General features: G+C 45.3%; 19 protein-coding genes. 15 read left to right on the forward strand and 4 right to left on the reverse strand.

Features of this window, described 5'->3' with window-relative positions; all coding sequences use genetic code 11:
- Positions 1 to 80: 80 nt before the first annotated feature.
- Complete coding sequence (locus ICL16_RS03255; RefSeq protein WP_190825457.1) at positions 81 to 500, forward strand: hypothetical protein; 420 nt, start codon at positions 81 to 83, stop codon at positions 498 to 500.
- A 42-nt stretch (positions 501 to 542) separates the two neighbouring features.
- Here ICL16_RS03255 and ICL16_RS03260 read toward each other — a convergent pair whose 3' ends face one another.
- Complete coding sequence (locus tag ICL16_RS03260) at positions 543 to 1,160, reverse strand: hypothetical protein (RefSeq protein WP_190825458.1); 618 nt, start codon at positions 1,158 to 1,160, stop codon at positions 543 to 545.
- 11 nt (positions 1,161 to 1,171) lie between these two features.
- Here ICL16_RS03260 and ICL16_RS03265 point away from each other — a divergent pair, with 11 nt between their 5' ends.
- Positions 1,172 to 8,878, forward strand: coding sequence for a tape measure protein (locus ICL16_RS03265; protein ID WP_190825459.1), 7,707 nt, complete (start codon positions 1,172 to 1,174; stop codon positions 8,876 to 8,878).
- A 132-nt stretch (positions 8,879 to 9,010) separates the two neighbouring features.
- Positions 9,011 to 9,586, forward strand: a complete 576-nt coding sequence (locus ICL16_RS03270) for a GUN4 domain-containing protein (RefSeq protein WP_190825460.1) — start codon at positions 9,011 to 9,013, stop codon at positions 9,584 to 9,586.
- An 88-nt stretch (positions 9,587 to 9,674) separates the two neighbouring features.
- Here ICL16_RS03270 and ICL16_RS03275 read toward each other — a convergent pair whose 3' ends face one another.
- Together ICL16_RS03275 and ICL16_RS03280 are read right to left on the reverse strand one after the other, a co-directional pair.
- Positions 9,675 to 10,133: a PspA/IM30 family protein gene (locus ICL16_RS03275; RefSeq protein ID WP_190825461.1), complete on the reverse strand. Its 459-nt coding sequence runs from the start codon at positions 10,131 to 10,133 to the stop codon at positions 9,675 to 9,677.
- Between the two features lie 232 nt (positions 10,134 to 10,365).
- On the reverse strand, positions 10,366 to 10,608 hold the full coding sequence (locus ICL16_RS03280; protein ID WP_420485246.1) for a helix-turn-helix domain-containing protein: 243 nt from the start codon (positions 10,606 to 10,608) through the stop codon (positions 10,366 to 10,368).
- A gap of 175 nt (positions 10,609 to 10,783) precedes the next feature.
- On the opposite strand from ICL16_RS03280, the gene ICL16_RS03285 reads away from it, so the two are divergent.
- The 7 genes from ICL16_RS03285 to ICL16_RS03315 all read left to right on the forward strand — a co-directional run bounded on the left by ICL16_RS03285 (position 10,784) and on the right by ICL16_RS03315 (position 14,108).
- Positions 10,784 to 11,089 (forward strand): hypothetical protein, encoded by a 306-nt coding sequence (locus ICL16_RS03285; protein WP_190825462.1) that lies wholly within the window; start codon positions 10,784 to 10,786, stop codon positions 11,087 to 11,089.
- Positions 11,090 to 11,155: 66 nt separating this feature from the next.
- Positions 11,156 to 12,019: a BRO-N domain-containing protein gene (locus ICL16_RS03290; protein WP_190825584.1), complete on the forward strand. Its 864-nt coding sequence runs from the start codon at positions 11,156 to 11,158 to the stop codon at positions 12,017 to 12,019.
- Positions 12,020 to 12,061: 42 nt separating this feature from the next.
- A complete protein-coding gene (locus ICL16_RS03295) occupies positions 12,062 to 12,307 on the forward strand; it encodes a hypothetical protein (RefSeq protein ID WP_190825463.1) in 246 nt (81 codons plus the stop codon).
- A complete protein-coding gene (locus ICL16_RS03300; protein WP_190825464.1) occupies positions 12,304 to 12,612 on the forward strand; it encodes a hypothetical protein in 309 nt (102 codons plus the stop codon). Before ICL16_RS03295 ends, ICL16_RS03300 begins: the two co-directional genes overlap by 4 nt.
- Positions 12,612 to 12,839, forward strand: coding sequence for a hypothetical protein (locus ICL16_RS03305; protein ID WP_190825465.1), 228 nt, complete (start codon positions 12,612 to 12,614; stop codon positions 12,837 to 12,839). The genes ICL16_RS03300 and ICL16_RS03305 overlap by 1 nt, the downstream gene beginning before the upstream one ends.
- 263 nt (positions 12,840 to 13,102) lie before the next feature.
- The gene (locus tag ICL16_RS03310) at positions 13,103 to 13,702 is read left to right on the forward strand and encodes a Panacea domain-containing protein (RefSeq protein ID WP_190825466.1); all 600 of its coding nucleotides are present in this window, start codon (positions 13,103 to 13,105) and stop codon (positions 13,700 to 13,702) included.
- Complete coding sequence (locus ICL16_RS03315) at positions 13,689 to 14,108, forward strand: type II toxin-antitoxin system death-on-curing family toxin (protein WP_190825467.1); 420 nt, start codon at positions 13,689 to 13,691, stop codon at positions 14,106 to 14,108. Before ICL16_RS03310 ends, ICL16_RS03315 begins: the two co-directional genes overlap by 14 nt.
- A gap of 111 nt (positions 14,109 to 14,219) precedes the next feature.
- Here the strand turns inward: ICL16_RS03315 and ICL16_RS46640 are convergent, their stop codons facing one another.
- Positions 14,220 to 14,348 carry a hypothetical protein gene (locus tag ICL16_RS46640; protein ID WP_273038184.1) on the reverse strand — a complete coding sequence of 43 codons (129 nt, stop codon included), beginning with the start codon at positions 14,346 to 14,348 and terminating at the stop codon, positions 14,220 to 14,222.
- A gap of 167 nt (positions 14,349 to 14,515) precedes the next feature.
- Here ICL16_RS46640 and ICL16_RS03320 point away from each other — a divergent pair, with 167 nt between their 5' ends.
- The 5 genes from ICL16_RS03320 to ICL16_RS03340 are packed head-to-tail and all read left to right on the forward strand — an operon-like array spanning position 14,516 to position 19,229.
- The gene (locus ICL16_RS03320; protein ID WP_190825468.1) at positions 14,516 to 14,986 is read left to right on the forward strand and encodes a hypothetical protein; all 471 of its coding nucleotides are present in this window, start codon (positions 14,516 to 14,518) and stop codon (positions 14,984 to 14,986) included.
- Positions 14,983 to 17,109: a hypothetical protein gene (locus ICL16_RS03325; protein ID WP_190825469.1), complete on the forward strand. Its 2,127-nt coding sequence runs from the start codon at positions 14,983 to 14,985 to the stop codon at positions 17,107 to 17,109. Before ICL16_RS03320 ends, ICL16_RS03325 begins: the two co-directional genes overlap by 4 nt.
- On the forward strand, positions 17,109 to 17,567 hold the full coding sequence (locus tag ICL16_RS03330) for a hypothetical protein (RefSeq protein ID WP_190825470.1): 459 nt from the start codon (positions 17,109 to 17,111) through the stop codon (positions 17,565 to 17,567). Before ICL16_RS03325 ends, ICL16_RS03330 begins: the two co-directional genes overlap by 1 nt.
- Entirely contained in the window at positions 17,557 to 18,951 is a 1,395-nt protein-coding gene (locus ICL16_RS03335) for a hypothetical protein (RefSeq protein WP_190825471.1), read from the forward strand. The genes ICL16_RS03330 and ICL16_RS03335 overlap by 11 nt, the downstream gene beginning before the upstream one ends.
- A complete protein-coding gene (locus tag ICL16_RS03340; protein WP_190825472.1) occupies positions 18,948 to 19,229 on the forward strand; it encodes a hypothetical protein in 282 nt (93 codons plus the stop codon). The genes ICL16_RS03335 and ICL16_RS03340 overlap by 4 nt, the downstream gene beginning before the upstream one ends.
- Positions 19,230 to 19,233: the final 4 nt, after the last annotated feature.

Here is a 19,233-nt window from a genome sequence, read left to right on the forward strand (position 1 = left end):
CACTACACTATGGGGCGAAGCTACACCGCGAGGAGCTGCACCTCCAGGAACTAGGCATTGCCACCCTTACCAGCTGCTTTGTGAACGCCAATCGCGATCCAAAGAGTGAGGCAGCCAAGCCCTCAGATTTCTTTTACTTCGCCGTTGACAGCGACGATGTCCGCATCTCCAGTACCGCTGCGAATGCGTTCTTTGCTCTAGCCGATGCAGGCAAGCTGCCGGGATGGGTGGTGGCAGCAGCACCTGTTGATCGACTTGCCAAATCCCGTGACAGCACTCCCGTTAATCCTACTGTGTGGATTGGTGAGGGGTTAGTACTGATCCAGCCAATGGCTGAGGATGGGATGGTGCAATTCCCGTTGGGATTTGTTGAGGTGAGTGGGGATGTCGCTGTAAATGGTGGGGTTGTGAAGGTTCCAGAGGTCGGAAGTGCGTGGCTGCTGGATGGGGAGTTCAGTTTTACCCCTACGGAAAACTTTCCAGGGGGTGGAGCAGGTTGAAGTCAGATGCAACGATTTACCAACGATTTCCCAACGGCTTTATCAATGCCAAAACCTCTCGCATTCTACTTCGCGCCGATCAATGCGTGCCTTGAATTCCTTGATGGTCTTCTCGGCGTTTTGGTAAGGAATCTCAATGATATTTGCTAGCGTTTGGTGGTAATTAATTGTTCTACTTAAACAGTAGTTGATCTGCTCGAATTCTTCAGCGGCAACGAAGCCTTTGGCTTCGACCGTCCTAATCGCCGTGCCTAGTCTTTGTTGCAAGCCCTGTGGAAAATTTTCCACAGGGTCATGAGTGTAGTACATTGTCATCCCGTCTGGTAAAACTTTTGCGGTGCGACAAGTTATGTCATTGCCCAACGTCAACTCTTGCTCTCTGTACTTAAGCAGTGCTTGGAATTCGTCCTCAGCGCAAACAAACTGTGGACAAATCACTGTACCTCGTTTTGTTACGATACCAACTCGAAACTCTTGCATAAACACTACCTCTCCACCCTTAAAGCTTAACTTAGTACCCCTGAATTGAAGATTTTCCGTAGGGTGTAGGCGATCGCATAAATATCCCACAAAACTGCTCAAACCACCCAGCGAGTGGGTGGTTTTTTTGTTGGGAATTTTGACGCTAAGAGCGATCGCCACTCCCTTCACCCCAAGCAAGCATTATTCCCATGACATCAGTAGGCTCGGTATCAATTGAACTCAAACTAGATCGCTCCGGCTTTGACAAGGAATTTAGGGCGCTCTCTAGTGAGAAGTTCGAGCCTATACCCATCAAACTGGAACTCGATACCAAAGACTTCGAGAAGCAAATCAAGGGCTTGCAGGGCTTTTTAGAGCCATTAGTTGTTCCCATTGAATTCGATACCAAAGGTCTAGCCAAGCAATTCAAGCAACTCAAATTTGACTGTATTCCCATCTGTGTCTGCCCGGATTTAGAATGCTTTGAACGCGAATTAAAAAATCTTGATGTAGAGGTTGAACTTAAGGTTAAATTCGATTCTCAGCAAGTAAGAAGCGCGGTTGCATCTGTCGCCGAGGAAATTAAAACGCAAATCAACACCACTGTTGAAATTAAGCAAAGTGGTGGTGGTAACAGCGATTCAGCAGGAATTGAAAGCGCCTTCGCTAAAAGCTTAGATAACCTTTTCGAGAAACAGCAAAGTGCCAATCGTGGCGACCAGGCGAGTAAGAATTTCGTTGACTTCACTTTATCCCCCATCAAAGCAGTCAATTCTGCTTTGCAATCGGTTGTTACGGGTGCGTTCGAGAATATTGGGCGAAGCATTACAGGCTCGTTATCTAAATCGCTATCAGAAGGACTAGACAACCAGATCGGGCAAACCCTCTCTGACTTCGGCAAAGAGACGGGGAAGCTGCTGGGAGTATCGGGGAAGGAACTAGGGATTAAAGGTGGGGCAAACCAGCAAAAAAATCAACAGCAAAGCGTAGCCCCGAACGCCAATAGCGGTCTTGAGGACTTAAAGCAAAACTTTAAAACTATTAGCACAACAGCTAAAAACGTTTCGGATGTTTTGCAAACCTTTGGTGTCAACATTGGTGGTGCAGTTAATGCATTCAACAAGGCAGGCAACGCCGCGCTATCTCTAGCAGGCACTTTCTCGAAGCTGCAAGGCAGTGCGAGTGGCAGCACGGGGACAAATCCAGGAAAACCGAACGCCACAACCCAAGGCTTTCTCACTGGTGAGATTGCAGATTTAACCCCTCTGCAAGCCAAGGCACAAACCGAGCTTGCCACCAGAAAACTTAGCGCCCAACTCGCTCAACTCAAGCAGCTACCAAAGACTGAAGAGACGCGATCGCGCATCGCTGCACTTGTACGAGAGATTGCTGACATTGAGAAGAGAATGGTGATCGACATCGCCAATTCCGATCTTCCTACGGCGATTCATAGAAGCTTGGGGCAACTGAAAGCGGCTAACAGCGCTCTTATCAAACTGAAGAATGAAGCAGCGAGGCTGTCACTTGATGTCAACAAATTAACAGCCGAGCCATCAGCAAACGTTAATGCTCCAGATATCAGTCTAGCTAAAAGAAGAAGGCGCCCCAAAGATACCGCGAAAAAAACCAACAGTGCGGACGATCTGGAATTGCGGCAAGCTGAGAGCAATTTCCGTAAGATATTTACTGAAATCGCCCGCATGTCCGGCGTTCAATTGCAACGCGGACAAATACCCGGATTGCGTTTTGGGCAAATGCCGAACGGCGTTGCGGGGCTTTACGATCCAAGGCAAAACAACCTCAATTTAAGCCAAGATCTACGCAAGCGATTAGCTACTGGCACTTTATCTCGCGAAGACATAGATACCATTGCTCACGAGGCGAGACACGCTTTACAGCTAGCTTTTGGCAGAATCAAGCAGGCAGACTTAACCAAAGGCATCAAAGCAGGAGTGCCACTCACTGCAGCGAAAGCCAGCTCTAAAGCCTTGGACATCGAAGCTTCGGTGCAAGAATACCGTGAGGCTTTCAAGCAGAAATTTGGCAAATATCCGCCGCAAAAATTAGTAGCTACAATTCGCAAATTAGAGACAGATGCTTACACCTTCGCAGAGCAAGCATCTAAAGAGATCAGCGACAATTTAGCATCCATTCTTCAATCACAAACTAGGCGTAGAAGATCCAGAAGAAAGCCTTTATCGACACAATTGCCAAACGAAGATGACATCCCTTTGGCAAAAATCAGTGCGAATCAAATCAGGCAAGCCATTGTCAACAACTCTGGTGTAGCAAAAGCAATTAGCAATCCCCAGAATCGGCAAGCTGTAACCAACGCGCTACAACAAATCAAAGTTCCCAACTTCTCTGGGATAATCACTGGTGCTAAAAATGCCGTACAGCAAACTATTTCTAGCATCCAGTCTGGTTTAGCGACGGCAGTACAAAAAGCCCAGTCTGTTGCCAATCGACAGATTCAAATACCAACAGCTGGTATTCAGAATTTGCAAAGCCAGTTGTCAGCGTCGGTGCGAGGATCTGTTTCTGCAACGGCACAACAAGTACAGAAGGCGTTAAATGTCGGTGCCAGGGCTTCAGTGCCAAAGCAAGCGCAATCATCGCAACGAGCCTCCTTAAACCCCAATACTTCGCAGCAAGCAGCGGCTTACCAGTCCGGCGTACAAGGCAGCTTCTGGGAGCAACTTTTCAGGAAGCTGGAAGCACGATTTTATCGCTCGCAAATGATGCAGAGCATTCCTTCCAGTCAAAGGCGATCGCTTGTTTCAGAAGCTTCGGGATTCTTATTTTCCGGTGCGGCACTGGCAGCCCCAGGAGCTACATTCGGAGCATTACTCGCACCACTCGCCCCAGCGATCGCACCCCTTGCCGTCACTTTTGGGATGTTACATAATGCGCTACAACCCCTCATCCAAACAATAGTTGAAGCACTGCGGAAACTGGAGCCAGCACAGAAGCGGCTAGAGTTCACCGCAGGTAGCAAAGAAGGAGGCAAGAGAGAACTTGCATTCGCCACGGGTATAAGCTCTGACCTGAATACGCCGCTGCTCGCTTCGTTGGAAGGCTATTCTAAGCTATCTGCTGCAGCCAAAGGAACGCGATTAGAAGGCGCAAAGACGCGGGAACTGTTTGAGGGGATTTCCACAGCTTCTAAAGCACTGCAGCTATCCCAGGAAGATTTAAATCTGGTGATGTTCGCCTTTACTCAAGTACTAAGTAAAGGTAAACTGACAGCTGAAGAAGTGCGGCTACAGATCGCAGAGCGATTACCTGGTGCGATCAACATTTTCGCTAAAAGTTTGGGTATTTCTGTACAAGAATTCAATGCCCTCCTAGAAAGTGGCTCACTGCTTAGCGAAGATGTGTTGCCCAAGGTTGGCAGGGGTTTAAGGGAGCAGTTTGGGCAAGCAGCGAAAGACGCTAGCGGTAGCTTCTTAAGTGCAGTTACGAGAGTTGACAACGCTATTCTCAAATTGCAAAAAGGGCTAGCCGACGCCTTTGGTTCTTTGTTTGCGGGAGTCGCCAATACTTTTGGCGGACTCATTGAAATTGCGGCACAAAACATTGACAAGATAATTCAAATCGCCGGCGTCGCATTGATTGGAATCGGCGCTCAATTTTTTGTAGGATTGACAACCATTCTTAATGGTAGCGGTATAACAGCCAAGCTTACAGCAGCACTGATTCCCTTGTTCGCTAGAGCATTCGCTACCCTTACACCATTCGTTGTCGGCATTCTCGCTGACTTTTTAGATGACGTTTTCGGTGCCAAGTTTTCGGTGATGGACAACATGATGAAGGGGACTTTCAACATCGTGTTGTCCGTCATCTTGGTGATTGATGGGTTAATCAAGAAGATATCCGAGTTGTTCTCTACTTTCTCTAGTGGAGCAGCCGAAACGCAGAAAACTACCTCAGGTATTGGCAGTATTGTTACTGCTCTCAAGGGGGTGCTTGGTATTGTCCCTAGTACCGTTGTGGAGTTTACAGCTCTCACCTTAATGCTAATTCAAACCGCCACTCTAGCCAAAATGGCTTTGGGACCGGTGATAGGGAATTTGGTAACGAGCATAAAGGCGTTGAGCATTGCCTTCGTTGATTCCGTAAAGAGTGGCAGAGTGTTTCAATCATCACTCAATACCTTGACAGCGGGACTTGCGAAGAGCCAGTTGGCAGTGTTTGCGATGACTGCGGCGGTGCTACTATTCTTTGCTAAAGCCGATTTTTCGGATGAATTGGGAAGCAAGTTTGATAAGTTAGGCGATCGCATGAGTGAAAGCCTTGATCGGGTGCGTGATTCTGCGAAAAGCGCGACTGACGCTATTAGTAAAATTCCGAGCAAAGTTCCAGATTTCAAGTCTAAGGGATTTGATTTATCTCTCGGCACTGGCGAGTATTTTGGATTAGAAAACGGATACAGGACAGACGACGCCATCAAGACAGCTCGCAACGCTACCAAAAATCCATTCAGTGCGGAAAGTATTATCCGATATGGACCACTATTGGGACCACTTTTATCGAAACTCGGTAACGACAAAAAAATTAGAACTCTCGCAGAAAATCAGTTTGACAATTCCTTATTAAAAGTCACCAATCAAGGTGAAAACATACAAAGGATAATCGACCAATCCCAGTTGCTAACTGGTGGTTTTAGCTCTTCAAATGCGGGTAAAGCTTTTGCTCAAAGTCAGTCAATTGACGAGCAAATCAAGTCTCTTCAACTACAAAGACTTGATATAGTTTCCGTTCCGGGTGCTAGTAAAGACCCAAGCAATATTAAAGCGATTCAAGACTTAGAAAAGCAAATCGAGGACTTACAACAGCAACGCGAACAAGTCATTAAACCTATTGAATCCCTGCGTGACGAGATACTTAAAAATTCTAAAGACTTAGGTGAAGCGGTAAAAATTGTAGAAGAGGCAGATTTGCCGGAACCAGCAAAACAGGAACTCAAAGCTAGACTTGCAACTTCAATCGCTTTAATAGATCAAGCTAAGAAAAGATTAGAAGATCTTAAGGCAATTGATTTATCACCTCTGGGAAACAGTTTCACAAACATTCAGCGTCAAATTGAGAAAAGCACTATAGAATTCGACAAGGGAGTAGAAGAGCGAGAGGTATTCAAGTCTAAAGCTATTAGTGCTATTTACGAACAGCAAGTCCAAGGCAAAATCACTCCTCGACAACTAGAAGTAAAGCTCAAAGCGATAGACACAAAAGACTTGGAGGTTCAAAGAACAGATCTGACTAATTTGCTGCAGCAGCGCGAATTACAAATGCGTGACTTGTTAGCAGTACCATCACCAACCAAAGACCAAATAGAAGTTATTGAAAAAACTCAAAAAGAGATCCGCGACAAGGAACTCAAACTCGCACAAGTCAGAATTCAAATAGCACAAAAAACTACTGAAGGTAAGCGGCTGGCTGAAGAGCAGACACTCAAAGAATTCACTGAAGCTAATGAAAAGGCGATGTTTGCTCTTCAAAAGAACGAAAATAGCCAGATAATTGGCATCAGAAGTCAGCAATTGTTGGGGGGGAAAAACTCAGAAGATGCAGATACTGAAATCGCTCGCGTACAAAGCACAACAGCTAAAAAAGAGCTTCAGCAAGCAGTATCGGAATTAGCGAAATTCAAAGAATTGAGGCAACAAGGGAAAGTAAATGCCGAGACATCTGCCAAACAGGAGCTAGATTTAACCAAGCAAGTTAGCAGTGCGGCACTAAAAGCAATTGAAGCTGAAATTGCGGCTCGTGAGGCTTTAAAGCAAAAACGCATCCGCGATATTGAAGAGATAGCTACCAAGGAAGAATTCGGCATCAGCCAAAAACTTTCCGCAAGCACTAAACAGATCAAAGCACAGCAACTATCAGGTAAAATTGACGACAAAGAAGCCTCTCGTCAGTCCCTTGATGCGGATATCAGTGCTACTCAATCCCGCATCGCTGCCAAACAACAGGAATACGATCGCATCAAAAAGCTACGGGCAGAAGGCACTCTCACCACTAAGCAATACGCCGAACGCGAGCGATCGCTGCTCACTGAAGTTGCTTCCCTTGAAGGACAGTTACTGGATCAACGTCTCTCCAAGCAGCAACAGTACCGAGAGAAGGTGCTGGAAGGAATCGAATTTGCTAATAAAAAAGCCGAAGCGGCGATCGCGCAATCTCAAGTTGAACGCAACATCGCTCTTAAGCAGCGCACCAGGGAAGGCGGTGATTTGTTCGGAGAAGCGAACCAGCCAACCGTCGCCCGACTCAGCAATGAGATCGACCAAGATACCAACAGAGCAGAAGCTGAATTAATCAAAACCAAGATTCTTCAGGTAGAGGAAGAAAGAGACAAGCGAATTATCACAACGAAAGAGGCGACAGAGAAGATCCTCGCCCTTAACACAGAATTGGCACAGAAAAACCAGCAATTAATCGATCTTGAGATTGATGCTGAGGCGAAATTGCGAGACGAACGGATTGCCGCTGTTGAGCAAGTGCGGCATGTGCAGGAAGGTCGCTTCAAACTTGCGGTAAACTACCTAGAACAGGAAAAAGCCAACCTCGACCTTTACAATCAAAGTCTTGAGCGCACCGCCAAGCTAGAGGAGTCCCGCTACAATCTAAAGTTAGCGGTATCCGATGCGGGTATCTCTGGCTTGGATATCCGTAAGGGCAATGCAGATCGCGCACTGGAACTCAGTCGCAAACTCAAGGATGAAAACCTCGACCCCAAGGTAGGGCAGGAAATCAAAAGCCAACTGAATTCCCTGGGCTTTGGTGATTCAGAGCTACAAATTCTCGAAAAGCGCAGCCAGATTGAGGACGAGATTGCAGCCAAGAAGCTGGAGGCGCTGAAAACCGAGCAAGCATACCAACGCCAATCACTGCTACTCGACTTGCAGCGACAGAAGATAGCTGCACAGACGGCTGTATTTGAAGCAGAATCGGGCAGATTGTCAGCTGCTAAAGCAAGACTGGAAGCAGATTCAGCACTGAGAATAGCCAGCATCAAAAAAGATCCGGTGGCGATTGAGATAGCAAACATCGAAGTGCAGCTTGCTAACCGTGAAGTCGAACTTAGCGATCGCAGGCTACAATCTGCCCAGGAAAACCTCAACATCCAGGACGAGCTTACCAGGAATGCCATCATGGCACAGGAAGCAACCCAAAGGGCAGCAATAGATCAGCAATTAGCAGCTGATAGCGCCAGGAAACAATCAGCGGCATTAGAGAAAGTGGAAGCAAGCGCCACCAAGATTTCTTCTGAATTAAAAGACAAGAACTCGAACGGTGGTGAGAGTGAAACGAAAAATCCCAGCGATTGGGTTAATCCCTTTATTCAAAAACCAGGCGAAGGCTTGTTTGAGTATCATAGCCGCATCGCCCAAGACAAAATCGAAGGAAGAATTATTGAAACCAAAAAAACAACCAGTAGTATCGACACTACTGGCTACCATTATGATGAAGCTCTCAACAGGCAACAAGGCAATCCCCCAGCATCCGATTTTGAATTTGGAAAAATCAGAACCTATGCCAGCCCAATTATCAAAGCAATGCCGGGTGAGAATATCTTTGAGGCGTACATGCGCCATCGGGATGATTTGGCGCTCACAAGCAACAGTAAGGCATACGAGCCACTGAATAGCAAGCCCAACGATTTATCAGAAGCATTAAAAGAATCACAAATTAAGCCGAGCGTTACGACAACTGGTTACAGTCAATTTGTCGATGCGCTCAAGGTTGCCAACTCTGGCATTGAGCAGCGGCTGGATGCACTCAATAATGCAATCCTGACTCTCGCAAATACCCCACGCAGCCTCAGTGTCAGCACGCCCAATCCCGTGGACGATGCTGCTTCAATCCTCAACGATATTTCACGGGCGCAGGTGTTGGGGGCAGGGTTATGACCCTATGGAAAATTTTCCATAGGGGGTGAGGTTGATTAAGATAAATCAAATTGTTTTTAAGTGCGATCGCTGCTGCCTCCCTCCGTATACTTTGCCAAAATTGAGCCAATTCTATTACAAAGAGGCATAACCATGAATTGGCTTTTCATCATAATCATCGCAGTGTTCGTAGTAGCAATAGTGTTACTGCGTAAACACAAAGAACGCGATCGCCCGTTGATTCAGCAAAAAATAACACACGATTTAACCGCCGCACTGCGGGATCTCTTAGTAGCCGGAAGATGGGCTGAAGCGGATCGAGAAACGCTTAGGATTATGCTCAAGGTAGCAAATCGACAACAAGAGGGTTGGTTAAACGTAGCGTCGATCCGAAACTTTCCCCAAAAAGATTTGCACGCTATCGATCAGCTTTGGACAAGAGCTTCTGATGGTCGATTTGGATTTAGTGTTCAAAAAGACATCTGGAATAACGTCGGGGGAAGTCTTAACGCCAACGACAAAATTTATGAAGCTTTTGGCGACAAAGTGGGATGGCGCGTTCACAAAAAGTGGCTACAGGTTGATGATTTGGACTTCGATATCTCATCTCCACCCGGTCATTTACCTGCTGTTGCTGTAAGATTAGGTGGCTTGTCTTGGGGTGTGGCTGGCTTCTGGTGGGAAAGAAGGGATGCATACGTGTTTCTTCTGTCTGAGAAGGTCTGGTGATTCTGTGCCTAAAGCAAACACCCCGCCGGGCGCACGGGGTGCTTATCTTTAAAATTAACCTGAGATTAACGACGAGGTATTGCGCTGTCTACTGCTGCCTCATTTCGGCTTTCAGCTTTTCTAGTTCTAGATCCACTTCTTCCATCTCTACCCTTGCAAACTCTTGCTCTAATCGGGATTGGCGCTCTATTTTTTCTTGTCTTTGCCTTGCTTCAACACGGTCAAGCTCTTGCTGCGCTCGTTTTTCAAAATCATACAACCCAGGACTTGGAGAGGGTTCCTCCCGACAAATACTGTTTTTTTGTGGAATTATGTCTTTCGGCTTGCACCACACTCGAACACATTGTTTTTTGAAATCGTAGACCACATCCGTTACTTTGAATTTATGCCACTCTTCCTCATCTATCGGCAAGATAAGCGTTTCGTCGATTCGGGGAATCCATTTGCAGTCTTTGAACTCGGCAGACAGTTTCTGAGATGATCCTACGATCCAGTAGACGTAAAGTTTGAACTCTTGAGGATTGGGTGTTAAAAAGGGCTTGTCCATCTTTGAAGCAAAGTGCGCATATCTAACCGCGACTATATTGCTTTATCACAAAGCGAGAACGCAGCAAGCGTACTGAAAATACTTGAAGATTTGGCGATCGCTTAAAGCTATATCCGTTTGTACATAAAACAAACACCTCACTTATTAGGTGGGGTGTTTGTCTTTAAAGGTTGTGACCGATAAAAATTAATCCAAGATTAAAAATGAGTATTTTACTAGTCAAATTAAAAAATTAATCATCAAAATTTATCCCAAAATCCACTCCTAGAACCTCTTCTATTTTGCGAAAAGTTTCTTCAGGCAAGGCATCCCGTATCCGTTCCGCCTCAATATCATGCCAGTAAGCCCGGCTAATTCCGGCTTTTCCCGCTAAGACCTCAACTGATCGCCCATCAGCTTTTCTAACTTGTCTAATTTTTGCTCCTAACCCTTCAACCGCAACGTCCGTGTAGCGTCTAATTTTCACTGTGTTCACCTTGAGACACCTCCTTTAATGTAAATTGTCGCTCTACACTACTCAATATATAATGTCGTGCAACGCTTGACAAGTGTCGTGTGACGGTATACATTTTAAATATAGAGAAAGCGCCCCGGTCTCGCAAACTAAAGCGCTTCTCTAATCCCAAATAAAAAAAAGGAACTAGTCAATTATGACTCAAACAGCAATCGATTCTCAACAAATTGCTCAGATCGAGCTTGCCCAATATCTAGAACAACAAGCCCAAGAACTGGCTCCAGAATTCGAGATCGACGGACTTCCAGACGAAGACTTCGGTACGCTATACCGCCTTTGGAAGGGCAGAAAGTTGCTCGGAACTTTCTACAAAGCATTGGACGAGAAGTGGATCGCTCAACCCATGAATAACGAACTCAAAGCGAGGCTCGATACCGACACTCAAGCAATACTCGCAATCATCGCGCTAAACGGAATGCTTGTAGCTAATTCGGCGGCGTAATAACAGATATCCCATCACTCAGAGACGCAAGTCATGCGTCTCTTTCTTGCTTTGTCAGGAGTAATTATGAGCAATCTAACAGTATTTCAATTTGAGTCACAAGAAGTTCGGTTTGTTGGCAGTGCCGATGATCCTTGGTGGGTTGCATCTGACGTGTGTGCGATTTTGGGCATAGTCGTGTCTTTAGCAGTCAACGGTAGAGAACGCAAAACAAAAGACGGTAGCGTTTACCACGACGGCGGACTTGACGAAGATGAAAAGGGGGTTGCCATTGTCAACACCCCTGGAGGCGATCAAGAAATGTTGGTCGTAAATGAGCCAGGTTTGTATCGTTTAATATTTAAATCTCGCAAACCCGTAGCGAGACGTTTCCAGCGGTGGGTTTATCACGAGGTTTTACCCGCCATCCGCAAAACCGGGTCTTTTGCGATCGCCGAACCCCAAAAAGAAATCCAACCCCAAGAACAACCCCAACTCGCATTACCCCCTGCTACTCCCACACCCCAAGAAATTTCCGATGTCATCGACCTAATGCTAGGCAACACCGACCTGCACCCCAACCTAAAAGCGGGAGTCAAAGGGAATGCGATCGCCAAACTTCACCCTCAACTACGAACCGTGATTGAAGAAGCGAAAGCTTTACTGCCTGTTTCAATCGAATCCAACCTAGTCCGCCCAACGGTGCTAGCGAACAAGCTGACGGAATCCACTGGAGAAAAGTGGAGTGCCGTGCGAGTCAACAAAGTTCTCATCGAACAGGGTTTTCAGATTAAAAATCCGGATGGTAAGAATCCCGATTATTTACCCACGGAAAAAGGTAAAGAACACAGCGAAATAGTCGTAGACACGGCTAAGGGACACGGTAAAACCATCCAATCCCTACAGTGGCATCTAACTGTGTTGGAAGCGCTGGAGATGAACGATTGCTGACTGGATGAGGCGTTGCCCCGTACCTTCTATCCAGGCTGGACAATGGCAGGCATGACCCCCAGGCAAATCCAAATCCTCCTACGAGTTGATCGAGAAATCGCACTGCAGCATTTCCTGAACGACCACCTCCTGCCTTTATTGGAAGAACGCGGTTACACCCTCCGCAACCTGCTACAGGCTTTGGGAGGCTTAGCCTTCGACCAACAAGAAAAAGTGGTGGCACACCACCTCTGGGACGGTGTAGCCCACCTCGATCAAGTAAAACACTTAGAGAATACAGCGTTATGACCTACAACGTAAACCCAAAAATTTCCATACCTAGCAATTGGACAAGACCTAAATACCAATTCGGTCAAAGAGTGAAGCAGGGAGAGATTATCGGCATGGAGTACTGGCAAGTTGAAGATTGTTGGCGCTACTGGGTATTACCAGACCCCAACAATTTTGAAGAATCACAAAGCTTTCTAGAAGATCTAATCAGCCCACTAAGCCCCGAAGAATCACGCGCCCTAATTCATGATGAAATCAAGTCTTACCAATCCAAGATAGCGGCTCTTGTTTCGCAATTGAAGCAAATCGAGGGAGAAGGGTAATGGACGATACATACTCCACAGAAATCCGACTCGCGTTGCGTAGCTTCCGCCGCGATTCTCTTGCCCGGTTCATGGGTGAATTCATGGTAATACTCGCGCAAGAAGGCTATAACCTTGAGGACTTACTAGAGGCAATAGCAGCATGGTGTTACTCCAAACCCGAACTAAAACAAGTAGTTGGCAGCCTTGAGAACGCCAGTGCTGAGGCTCACAAAATCTACAAGTAACATCTACCCCCTGGAAAATTTTCCATAGGGACTAAAATACCACCCACCACTGGGTGGTTTTTTAATCTAAGATTAAGCGCTTGAAGAGGGGTGCGCGAGTGTACACTGTACAGGGCGCAGAGTACCATACATTTTGACACCATGTCAACACGCGCTTTATGCTCTTAGCAATGTGAAGATTTCGTCGCTTTTGAGGAACCGTGCTTAATATTTTGTATCCTTAATATAGAACAAGCCTGTTGACTAGTCCAAGGAGGGGTACTATGCTAACTTGTTTTGACGTAGCAAATTACTTTTGCTGGCTAGCCAAAACGTTGTCTGGCTGTTTGACTCATATGCCACTACAAAAGCACGTTTACTATGCTCAGGGCTTTTATTTAGGTCTTTACGGTGAACCTCTCTTCCTGGAAGAAATCAAGGCATGGGATTTCGGTCCCGTCATTCCAGTTTTATGGCAAGAGTACAAAGCTCACGGATCTAATCCTATTCCAGCGCCAAAAAACTTTGATGTCTCTGTTTACAGCGAACGGCAAATAGCACTACTTGATGGAGTTTATTCGAGATTTGGTCATCTAAACGCCTTTTTACTTTCGCAGATGACTCACTCCGAACCCACATGGAAAAATGCCTACCCTCAAGGTGTAATTACTACTGATGCCATGAAAGAATTCTTTGAGACATGCTTAAACTCTGACGATTCTTTGAAAAACCGCTTTTTACCATCTAGCGGTAACAGTTTAGATCGGCAACCAAACGTAGAGTCTGCTGTAGAATCTGATATTAGGAAGTCTAAAGGTTTTCAAGCTTATTTAGCTTCCAAAAAAGAGCGCTCTGAGGTTTACCGTCGTCTTGCTGAATCCTGAATTTGTTGACATTGAATTAGCGATCGCTATTCATGACGATCTAATCGAAACGCATGGAGGTAGTTTGGGAGTAAGAGATGAGAGACTGTTAGAGTCTGCTTTATCTCAACCACAAGCTACCTTTTTTGGTGAATTTTTGCATCCCACAATTGCCGAGCAGGCCGCGGCTTATTTATATCACGTTACTAAAAACCACGCTTTCATTGACGGCAACAAACGCGCTGCTCTTGGCATCACGGAAGCTTTTTTACGCATGAACGGATACAACTTGACTTTATCTGACAACGAATTATACGAGTTGGTTTTAGCTGTATCTACAGGTAAGCTAGAAAAAACTGATTTAATAAGCGTGATAGCGGATCATCTTGTCGTCCAAATTTTAGGTGCTGAGGCACAAGATTGTTAACAAGCCAGTTTCTATTTCTATTATCAACACCACGAGCGCGAACGTAGGTGTTTTTTTTGCAGCCAAAAAAGTAAACAGGGGTGAATCATCACCCCTGATAGGATGCGTTCATCAGGGTGCATCACAAGCCATCAATTTAAGCGATCGCACCTCGCATCGGTACAGTAGAGCGGGAATTGTAGGTGTATCCAAAACCTCAACTCTCATGACGCCATTTTTACTTGTAGCAGCTATCGTCACCCAATCTCCTACGGTTCCCGTAGAAAAAACCCAGGAACCCCACAGGGGCGACGACAGAAGGGAGAACTCAACAATCGTTTACACGGACGGTTGCAGAACTAATAGCACAGAACCTTGCTTTTTGCTGCAATCCGGGAACGAAGTATATTGCCCTTCAAGAAAGAACAATGCGTCAACTAACCCTAAGCATTGCTGAACTCTCTGTCACCTTAAGTCGCTTCACTGCCTACGATCGCAACACACCTGAAACCGGGCAAACCGAGTACAGTATCGTTGGCACGCCATTGGATAGCGGTCCCGTGTACGAACCAAAACACATTTGGGTAGCTAGCGCAATGGTGACTTGGGAAGAGTGGCACGCTTTGGGTGCTATTTTCCAAAAAAGTGACTCGCTACGCCGGAACATCAGCAATTACAGGATTTTAGTAGAAGATAGCGTGCAGAATTTTGTTGAGCACGGAGCGAGGACGAGAGCGATCGCCACTGGGGGAAGTGAGGCAACATTCCCTGGTGGCGTAGCTTACCCTGCACAATTCTACGCACGGATGTTTGAACCTAAGTCGCAGTGGCAGCGCAACGGACTGTATCCCTACGTTGCCAGCTTTACACTACGCGAACTGGATAAGGTGGCAGCGTGACAGCCAACCAATCAGCCAGGAATGTACGGTTATTTATCGGGGGCAAGGACTTTACGCCCTGCATGATTTCGTTCCAAGGTAGCGATTCACACCTTGATTCTTCTGGGCTGATTAGTTTCACAGGCTCAATCCTGCTGGGTAATGCCATCGACTTTGACGAATCGCTGGATGATCGCAAGAATCCCACACGCTTCTGTAGGGGTGTGCAGGTGACACTGGAAGTTGCTAATAGTACAGGCGTATTGCAGCGTCATCCACGAGGGGCATTGCGGATATTAACACCCAAATACGACATAGAGAAGCAACAGCTAACATTAGAAGTAGGCGATTTAATCGCAGTACTGAACTTCAAGGAACCAACAGATCCTGATAAAGCTGACAATAAATCGAGTGAAGGTAAGCCAGCCAGCTATATTATTACCAACCTTTTACAAGAAGCTGGCATTACTAATATCAGCGGAAATATTGCTAGCACAATCTACAATTATCCTCTGAATTTATCTGGTTCATATCTGCAATCAGTTGGGAAGCTTCTTTATGCAAATAACTCCTACGCTTGGATTGATAGATACGAAAGTTTTCGCATTGAACCGGCAAATATAGCTCCCAGCATTGGTAGCATAAGTATGCTAATCGGGCGTGACGAAATCTGGTATAAGCGCCTTGAGGGAGCGGAATCACCGTGCGAAATAATCAAAGCAGTAGGAACAGAAATGATTGTTCGCCCCACGCCGGAATACATAGAAGACACCACAGAACAATACGGCTTAGCGTCCACCGTCGATTCAACTGCCTCTAATTTCGATATCGTAATTAAGCGCACCAAAAGAATACAAGAATGGAGCAAAAGCCAGCACATTCAAAAAGTTACCAGTCTGATTAATGCGCCGATGGGCTTAGTAATACCCAAAGATCTGCAAAGTAAAAACTCTTCAAAATTGAGCTTGATTAGAGCAGAAGAGCAAGTAGAAGAATGGAAATACGAACAAAACGCAGAGTGTAAACTCAAAACTAAAGAAACTAAAATTTATCAGCCGAGAGCTACGTACTTTGCTGAATTCCTAAAAGCACGTCCGGACTACATTGCTGATATAAGCGCCTTTAACTTAACCAAGCTTATCAAAGAAACTTATGAGTACGACAAAAAGGATCGACTCAAAAAAATTACTGTAGACACTTACGAATTAAGAATAATTATTCTTAATGGCACGGATGAGGACTGGAAGAAGTGGATATTTCCGCCCGAATATTTAGTGAAATCGGGACTTAAAACTGAAGAGTGGACGGAGCTTAATAAAAATACCTGGAAATATAGCACAAATAGCTATGAGCCATTGGTGCGGGTAAATCCAGACTTGGCGAATGAATCGCCAGACGGAATTTTCACTACTAAATCCAACCTGGTTTACGCTGCAGGAGAAACAAAAGTTTCTAACTCCGGGCAACTCGTTCCACCCGCACCAGAGCGCTGCCCTCCCGAATACACAATCGAAGAAAACAACATAGAAGAAAAGGCTATTTTTAGCGATTTATGTGCTAATAACCTCAAGCAACGGGAGCGGACTTATACGGTTGATTTCTTGGCAGGAAGAGTAGAGCCTGCACTCCGCCCAGGAGAAGTAGTGGTATATGCGATTGGCGGAGGAGCATCGTCTCAAGCTAGCGCTCAACTGCAGGCTCTAGCGCAACGAGAGGGGCGACTACTGCAAGGGCGCTATAAAGGGCAGGAGTTAGCGATGCCCTTAGTGGATGAGATTTTCAATTACTCCCCCTTAATGACAGTTCGCGCTACGGAACCAGATAACACGATGCAAGTTTACCTGGCAGATGGCGCAAGCTGGGTTGTCAGCCAAATGAAAGCATTATGGAGCTGCGATGGCATCTGGGTGGGTACTCAAGTTGGTGGCGCAGTTGTACCACCTTACGTAGAACCCAAAACCTTGTATTTGGGGCAGGGGCAAGGAATTGATTTTTACCCCTACCCCTACCTTTTAGCTACGACTTATCAGCAGATCGAGCTAGGGCAGGGGCAAGGATTAGAAGCATCTCAATTAACTTGGGAAAATTTTGATTGGGATAGCGTGGATGAAAATACTTGGAATATTCTAGGAAGCTCTAATTAATGCCAGCAGGAACCTTTACCAATGAGTGGATTTCACAATCAGCCAGAATTCTGTATCTAGGTGAATCGCCACCAGATCCCAATAGTTTTTGGCTGTGCTTGGCGAATACCGCATTACTAACTAGAGCAAGCTCAACTACTGACTTTGTCGCTGCCGAGCCTGCCGCAGAGCATGGTTACACTAGAGCGAATATTGTGTTCACTGCGGGCGCTTACGACACCACCGATCAACGCTACGAAATTCCCATCGCCACAGCGACATTCACAGCAACGGATGCTTCGCTAAATTTTCAAACAGCATTCCTAATGGCAAGCGCTCAACCTACTCCACAAGATGCATCGGGAGTAGCGATCGCCTATTTTGTCGAATCCGCCCCTGTCACCGTACCTCCAGGACAAAGTTACACTTATCAGATTCCTTATGCCATGCTCAACACGGGGTACGTCAATGGAATCTGAACTTAGGCTATTGCAACAACAGCAGCAACTCAATCGCCGCTCAAGAGAGCAAAAAATAATGGAAGAACCATTACAAGGGCAACAAAAAATAACCACCATCTCCGGCTACGATCCTGTAACGGGACTAACGAAGCTAATCGATCAAAACGGAGCTAGTTTTTATGGATCTTCCATCACAAGTGGCGCTGTAGGCAAGGGAGAAAATATCAGATTAAGGCGTGGTGAAGGGCTTTTTGCATACGATTCGATGCCTCATGTTTATCCCACCATTCCGCAACAGATTACCAAGTCCGAACCTATTATTGTAGGGCTTCTTTGTGATATACCTATCAATCTTCAAATACCCGATCTCGGTAAATATAAATCTTCCAACTGTATACACAAAATATTTTTAAACGGCGGACAAAACCTAGAAGCATCGATAAGTCCAGTTGGCTTATTTATCGGAACGCTAAAAAACAACAGCACAATACTTGAAAAGCTAGTAATTAACGACATCAGCGATTTTTATCCGAGCGATGGCTATGGAGAATACTCTCTAGAATGGTTCTCGCTCGACAGCTATTACTCAATGGGGTATGACTCGCAGATTTTAAAATATATCACTAATTTTAAACTTCCTGAATTTTACTCAACTACAACTTACGTCACTGATGCTTTTAATATCGCTGCCATAAATTTATCAATTTTGGAGTTTAAGGTAACAGAAAAAGAAAGCAATTTCACCAGTCTAACCTTTAGAAGTAATTCAGAAATTACCTTCGTTGTCAACTCTTTACCTTATGTAACAGAACAAGTCTTGGTTAACAAGAATGTTTTTTTAATTAAAGCTTTAAAATACAAGAGCATCAATGGAGAGATTTGCTATGTCTTGATTGGCGGGCGAACAGGTGGTGACAGTCTATCAACAGGAATAATTGTTTGGGATATTGGGAAAATAAGTAATCTACAATCAAAAAGCAATATAGCTTGTTATTTTGGTTTTGATTGGGGTTCTAGCGCGTTTCCCAATGCCGAAAAAGGATTTAGATTAATAGATGCTTACGGAACATCTGGAGGCATAGTAATTAATGTTGTTTTAATTGGTCAAAATACAAGTAACAGTGCGTTTGAAATATTTATACCAGAAGCATTTCTAAAAGGTGAAAACGGTATTAAGGTAGAAGCCGAACAACTAATTTTCTCTAATTTAGCGCAACTAAATAACGCCATAACACAAGAGTCGTTTACCATAAATGTTGGCTCAATACCTGAACCGCTAGAAACTAGAGAATTTATTGCTCCCTTCAAAATTCCTAAATATCAACCAGAGAACGGCAAAGAGAAAAAACTAATCCTTTACAGTTTATTCAGTAAAGAAAAGGGCAGGCAAGTTTTTTCATGAAGGAAATAGAGCTTTTGAGAAACATCTCAATTCAAAATCGGCACACTTACCAAGTAAAACAAATTGGTATACAAAAAGCACGCGATCGCATCCTCGAACACAGCACCCGTATCCTTGGGTACGACTCCACAACAGGTAATTACCAAGTACAAAACGCTAACGGGCAAATATTTTCAGCTCGCGCTATCTCCAATTCCAGCGCTTTATGTAAGGGTGCGAACGTAAGTTTGGTTGCTCCAGTGGGGGGAATTCCGATCATTGATGCCATGCCCCGATAAAGAA

Origin of the sequence: Iningainema tapete BLCC-T55 (genome assembly GCF_014698965.1) — a bacterium.
GTDB classification, from domain to species: domain Bacteria; phylum Cyanobacteriota; class Cyanobacteriia; order Cyanobacteriales; family Nostocaceae; genus Iningainema; species Iningainema tapete.

Bases quoted from the DNA above. Each gene is read 5' to 3' on its own strand.
- ICL16_RS03265 (WP_190825459.1), top strand. From the start codon at position 1,172: ATGACATCAGTAGGCTCGGTATCAATTGAACTCAAACTAGATCGCTCC.
- ICL16_RS03270 (WP_190825460.1), top strand. From the start codon at position 9,011: ATGAATTGGCTTTTCATCATAATCATCGCAGTGTTCGTAGTAGCAATA.
- ICL16_RS03275 (WP_190825461.1), bottom strand. From the start codon at position 10,133: ATGGACAAGCCCTTTTTAACACCCAATCCTCAAGAGTTCAAACTTTAC.
- ICL16_RS03285 (WP_190825462.1), top strand. From the start codon at position 10,784: ATGACTCAAACAGCAATCGATTCTCAACAAATTGCTCAGATCGAGCTT.
- ICL16_RS03290 (WP_190825584.1), top strand. From the start codon at position 11,156: ATGAGCAATCTAACAGTATTTCAATTTGAGTCACAAGAAGTTCGGTTT.
- ICL16_RS03295 (WP_190825463.1), top strand. From the start codon at position 12,062: ATGGCAGGCATGACCCCCAGGCAAATCCAAATCCTCCTACGAGTTGAT.
- ICL16_RS03300 (WP_190825464.1), top strand. From the start codon at position 12,304: ATGACCTACAACGTAAACCCAAAAATTTCCATACCTAGCAATTGGACA.
- ICL16_RS03305 (WP_190825465.1), top strand. From the start codon at position 12,612: ATGGACGATACATACTCCACAGAAATCCGACTCGCGTTGCGTAGCTTC.
- ICL16_RS03310 (WP_190825466.1), top strand. From the start codon at position 13,103: ATGCTAACTTGTTTTGACGTAGCAAATTACTTTTGCTGGCTAGCCAAA.
- ICL16_RS03320 (WP_190825468.1), top strand. From the start codon at position 14,516: ATGCGTCAACTAACCCTAAGCATTGCTGAACTCTCTGTCACCTTAAGT.
- ICL16_RS03330 (WP_190825470.1), top strand. From the start codon at position 17,109: ATGCCAGCAGGAACCTTTACCAATGAGTGGATTTCACAATCAGCCAGA.
- ICL16_RS03335 (WP_190825471.1), top strand. From the start codon at position 17,557: ATGGAATCTGAACTTAGGCTATTGCAACAACAGCAGCAACTCAATCGC.
- ICL16_RS03340 (WP_190825472.1), top strand. From the start codon at position 18,948: ATGAAGGAAATAGAGCTTTTGAGAAACATCTCAATTCAAAATCGGCAC.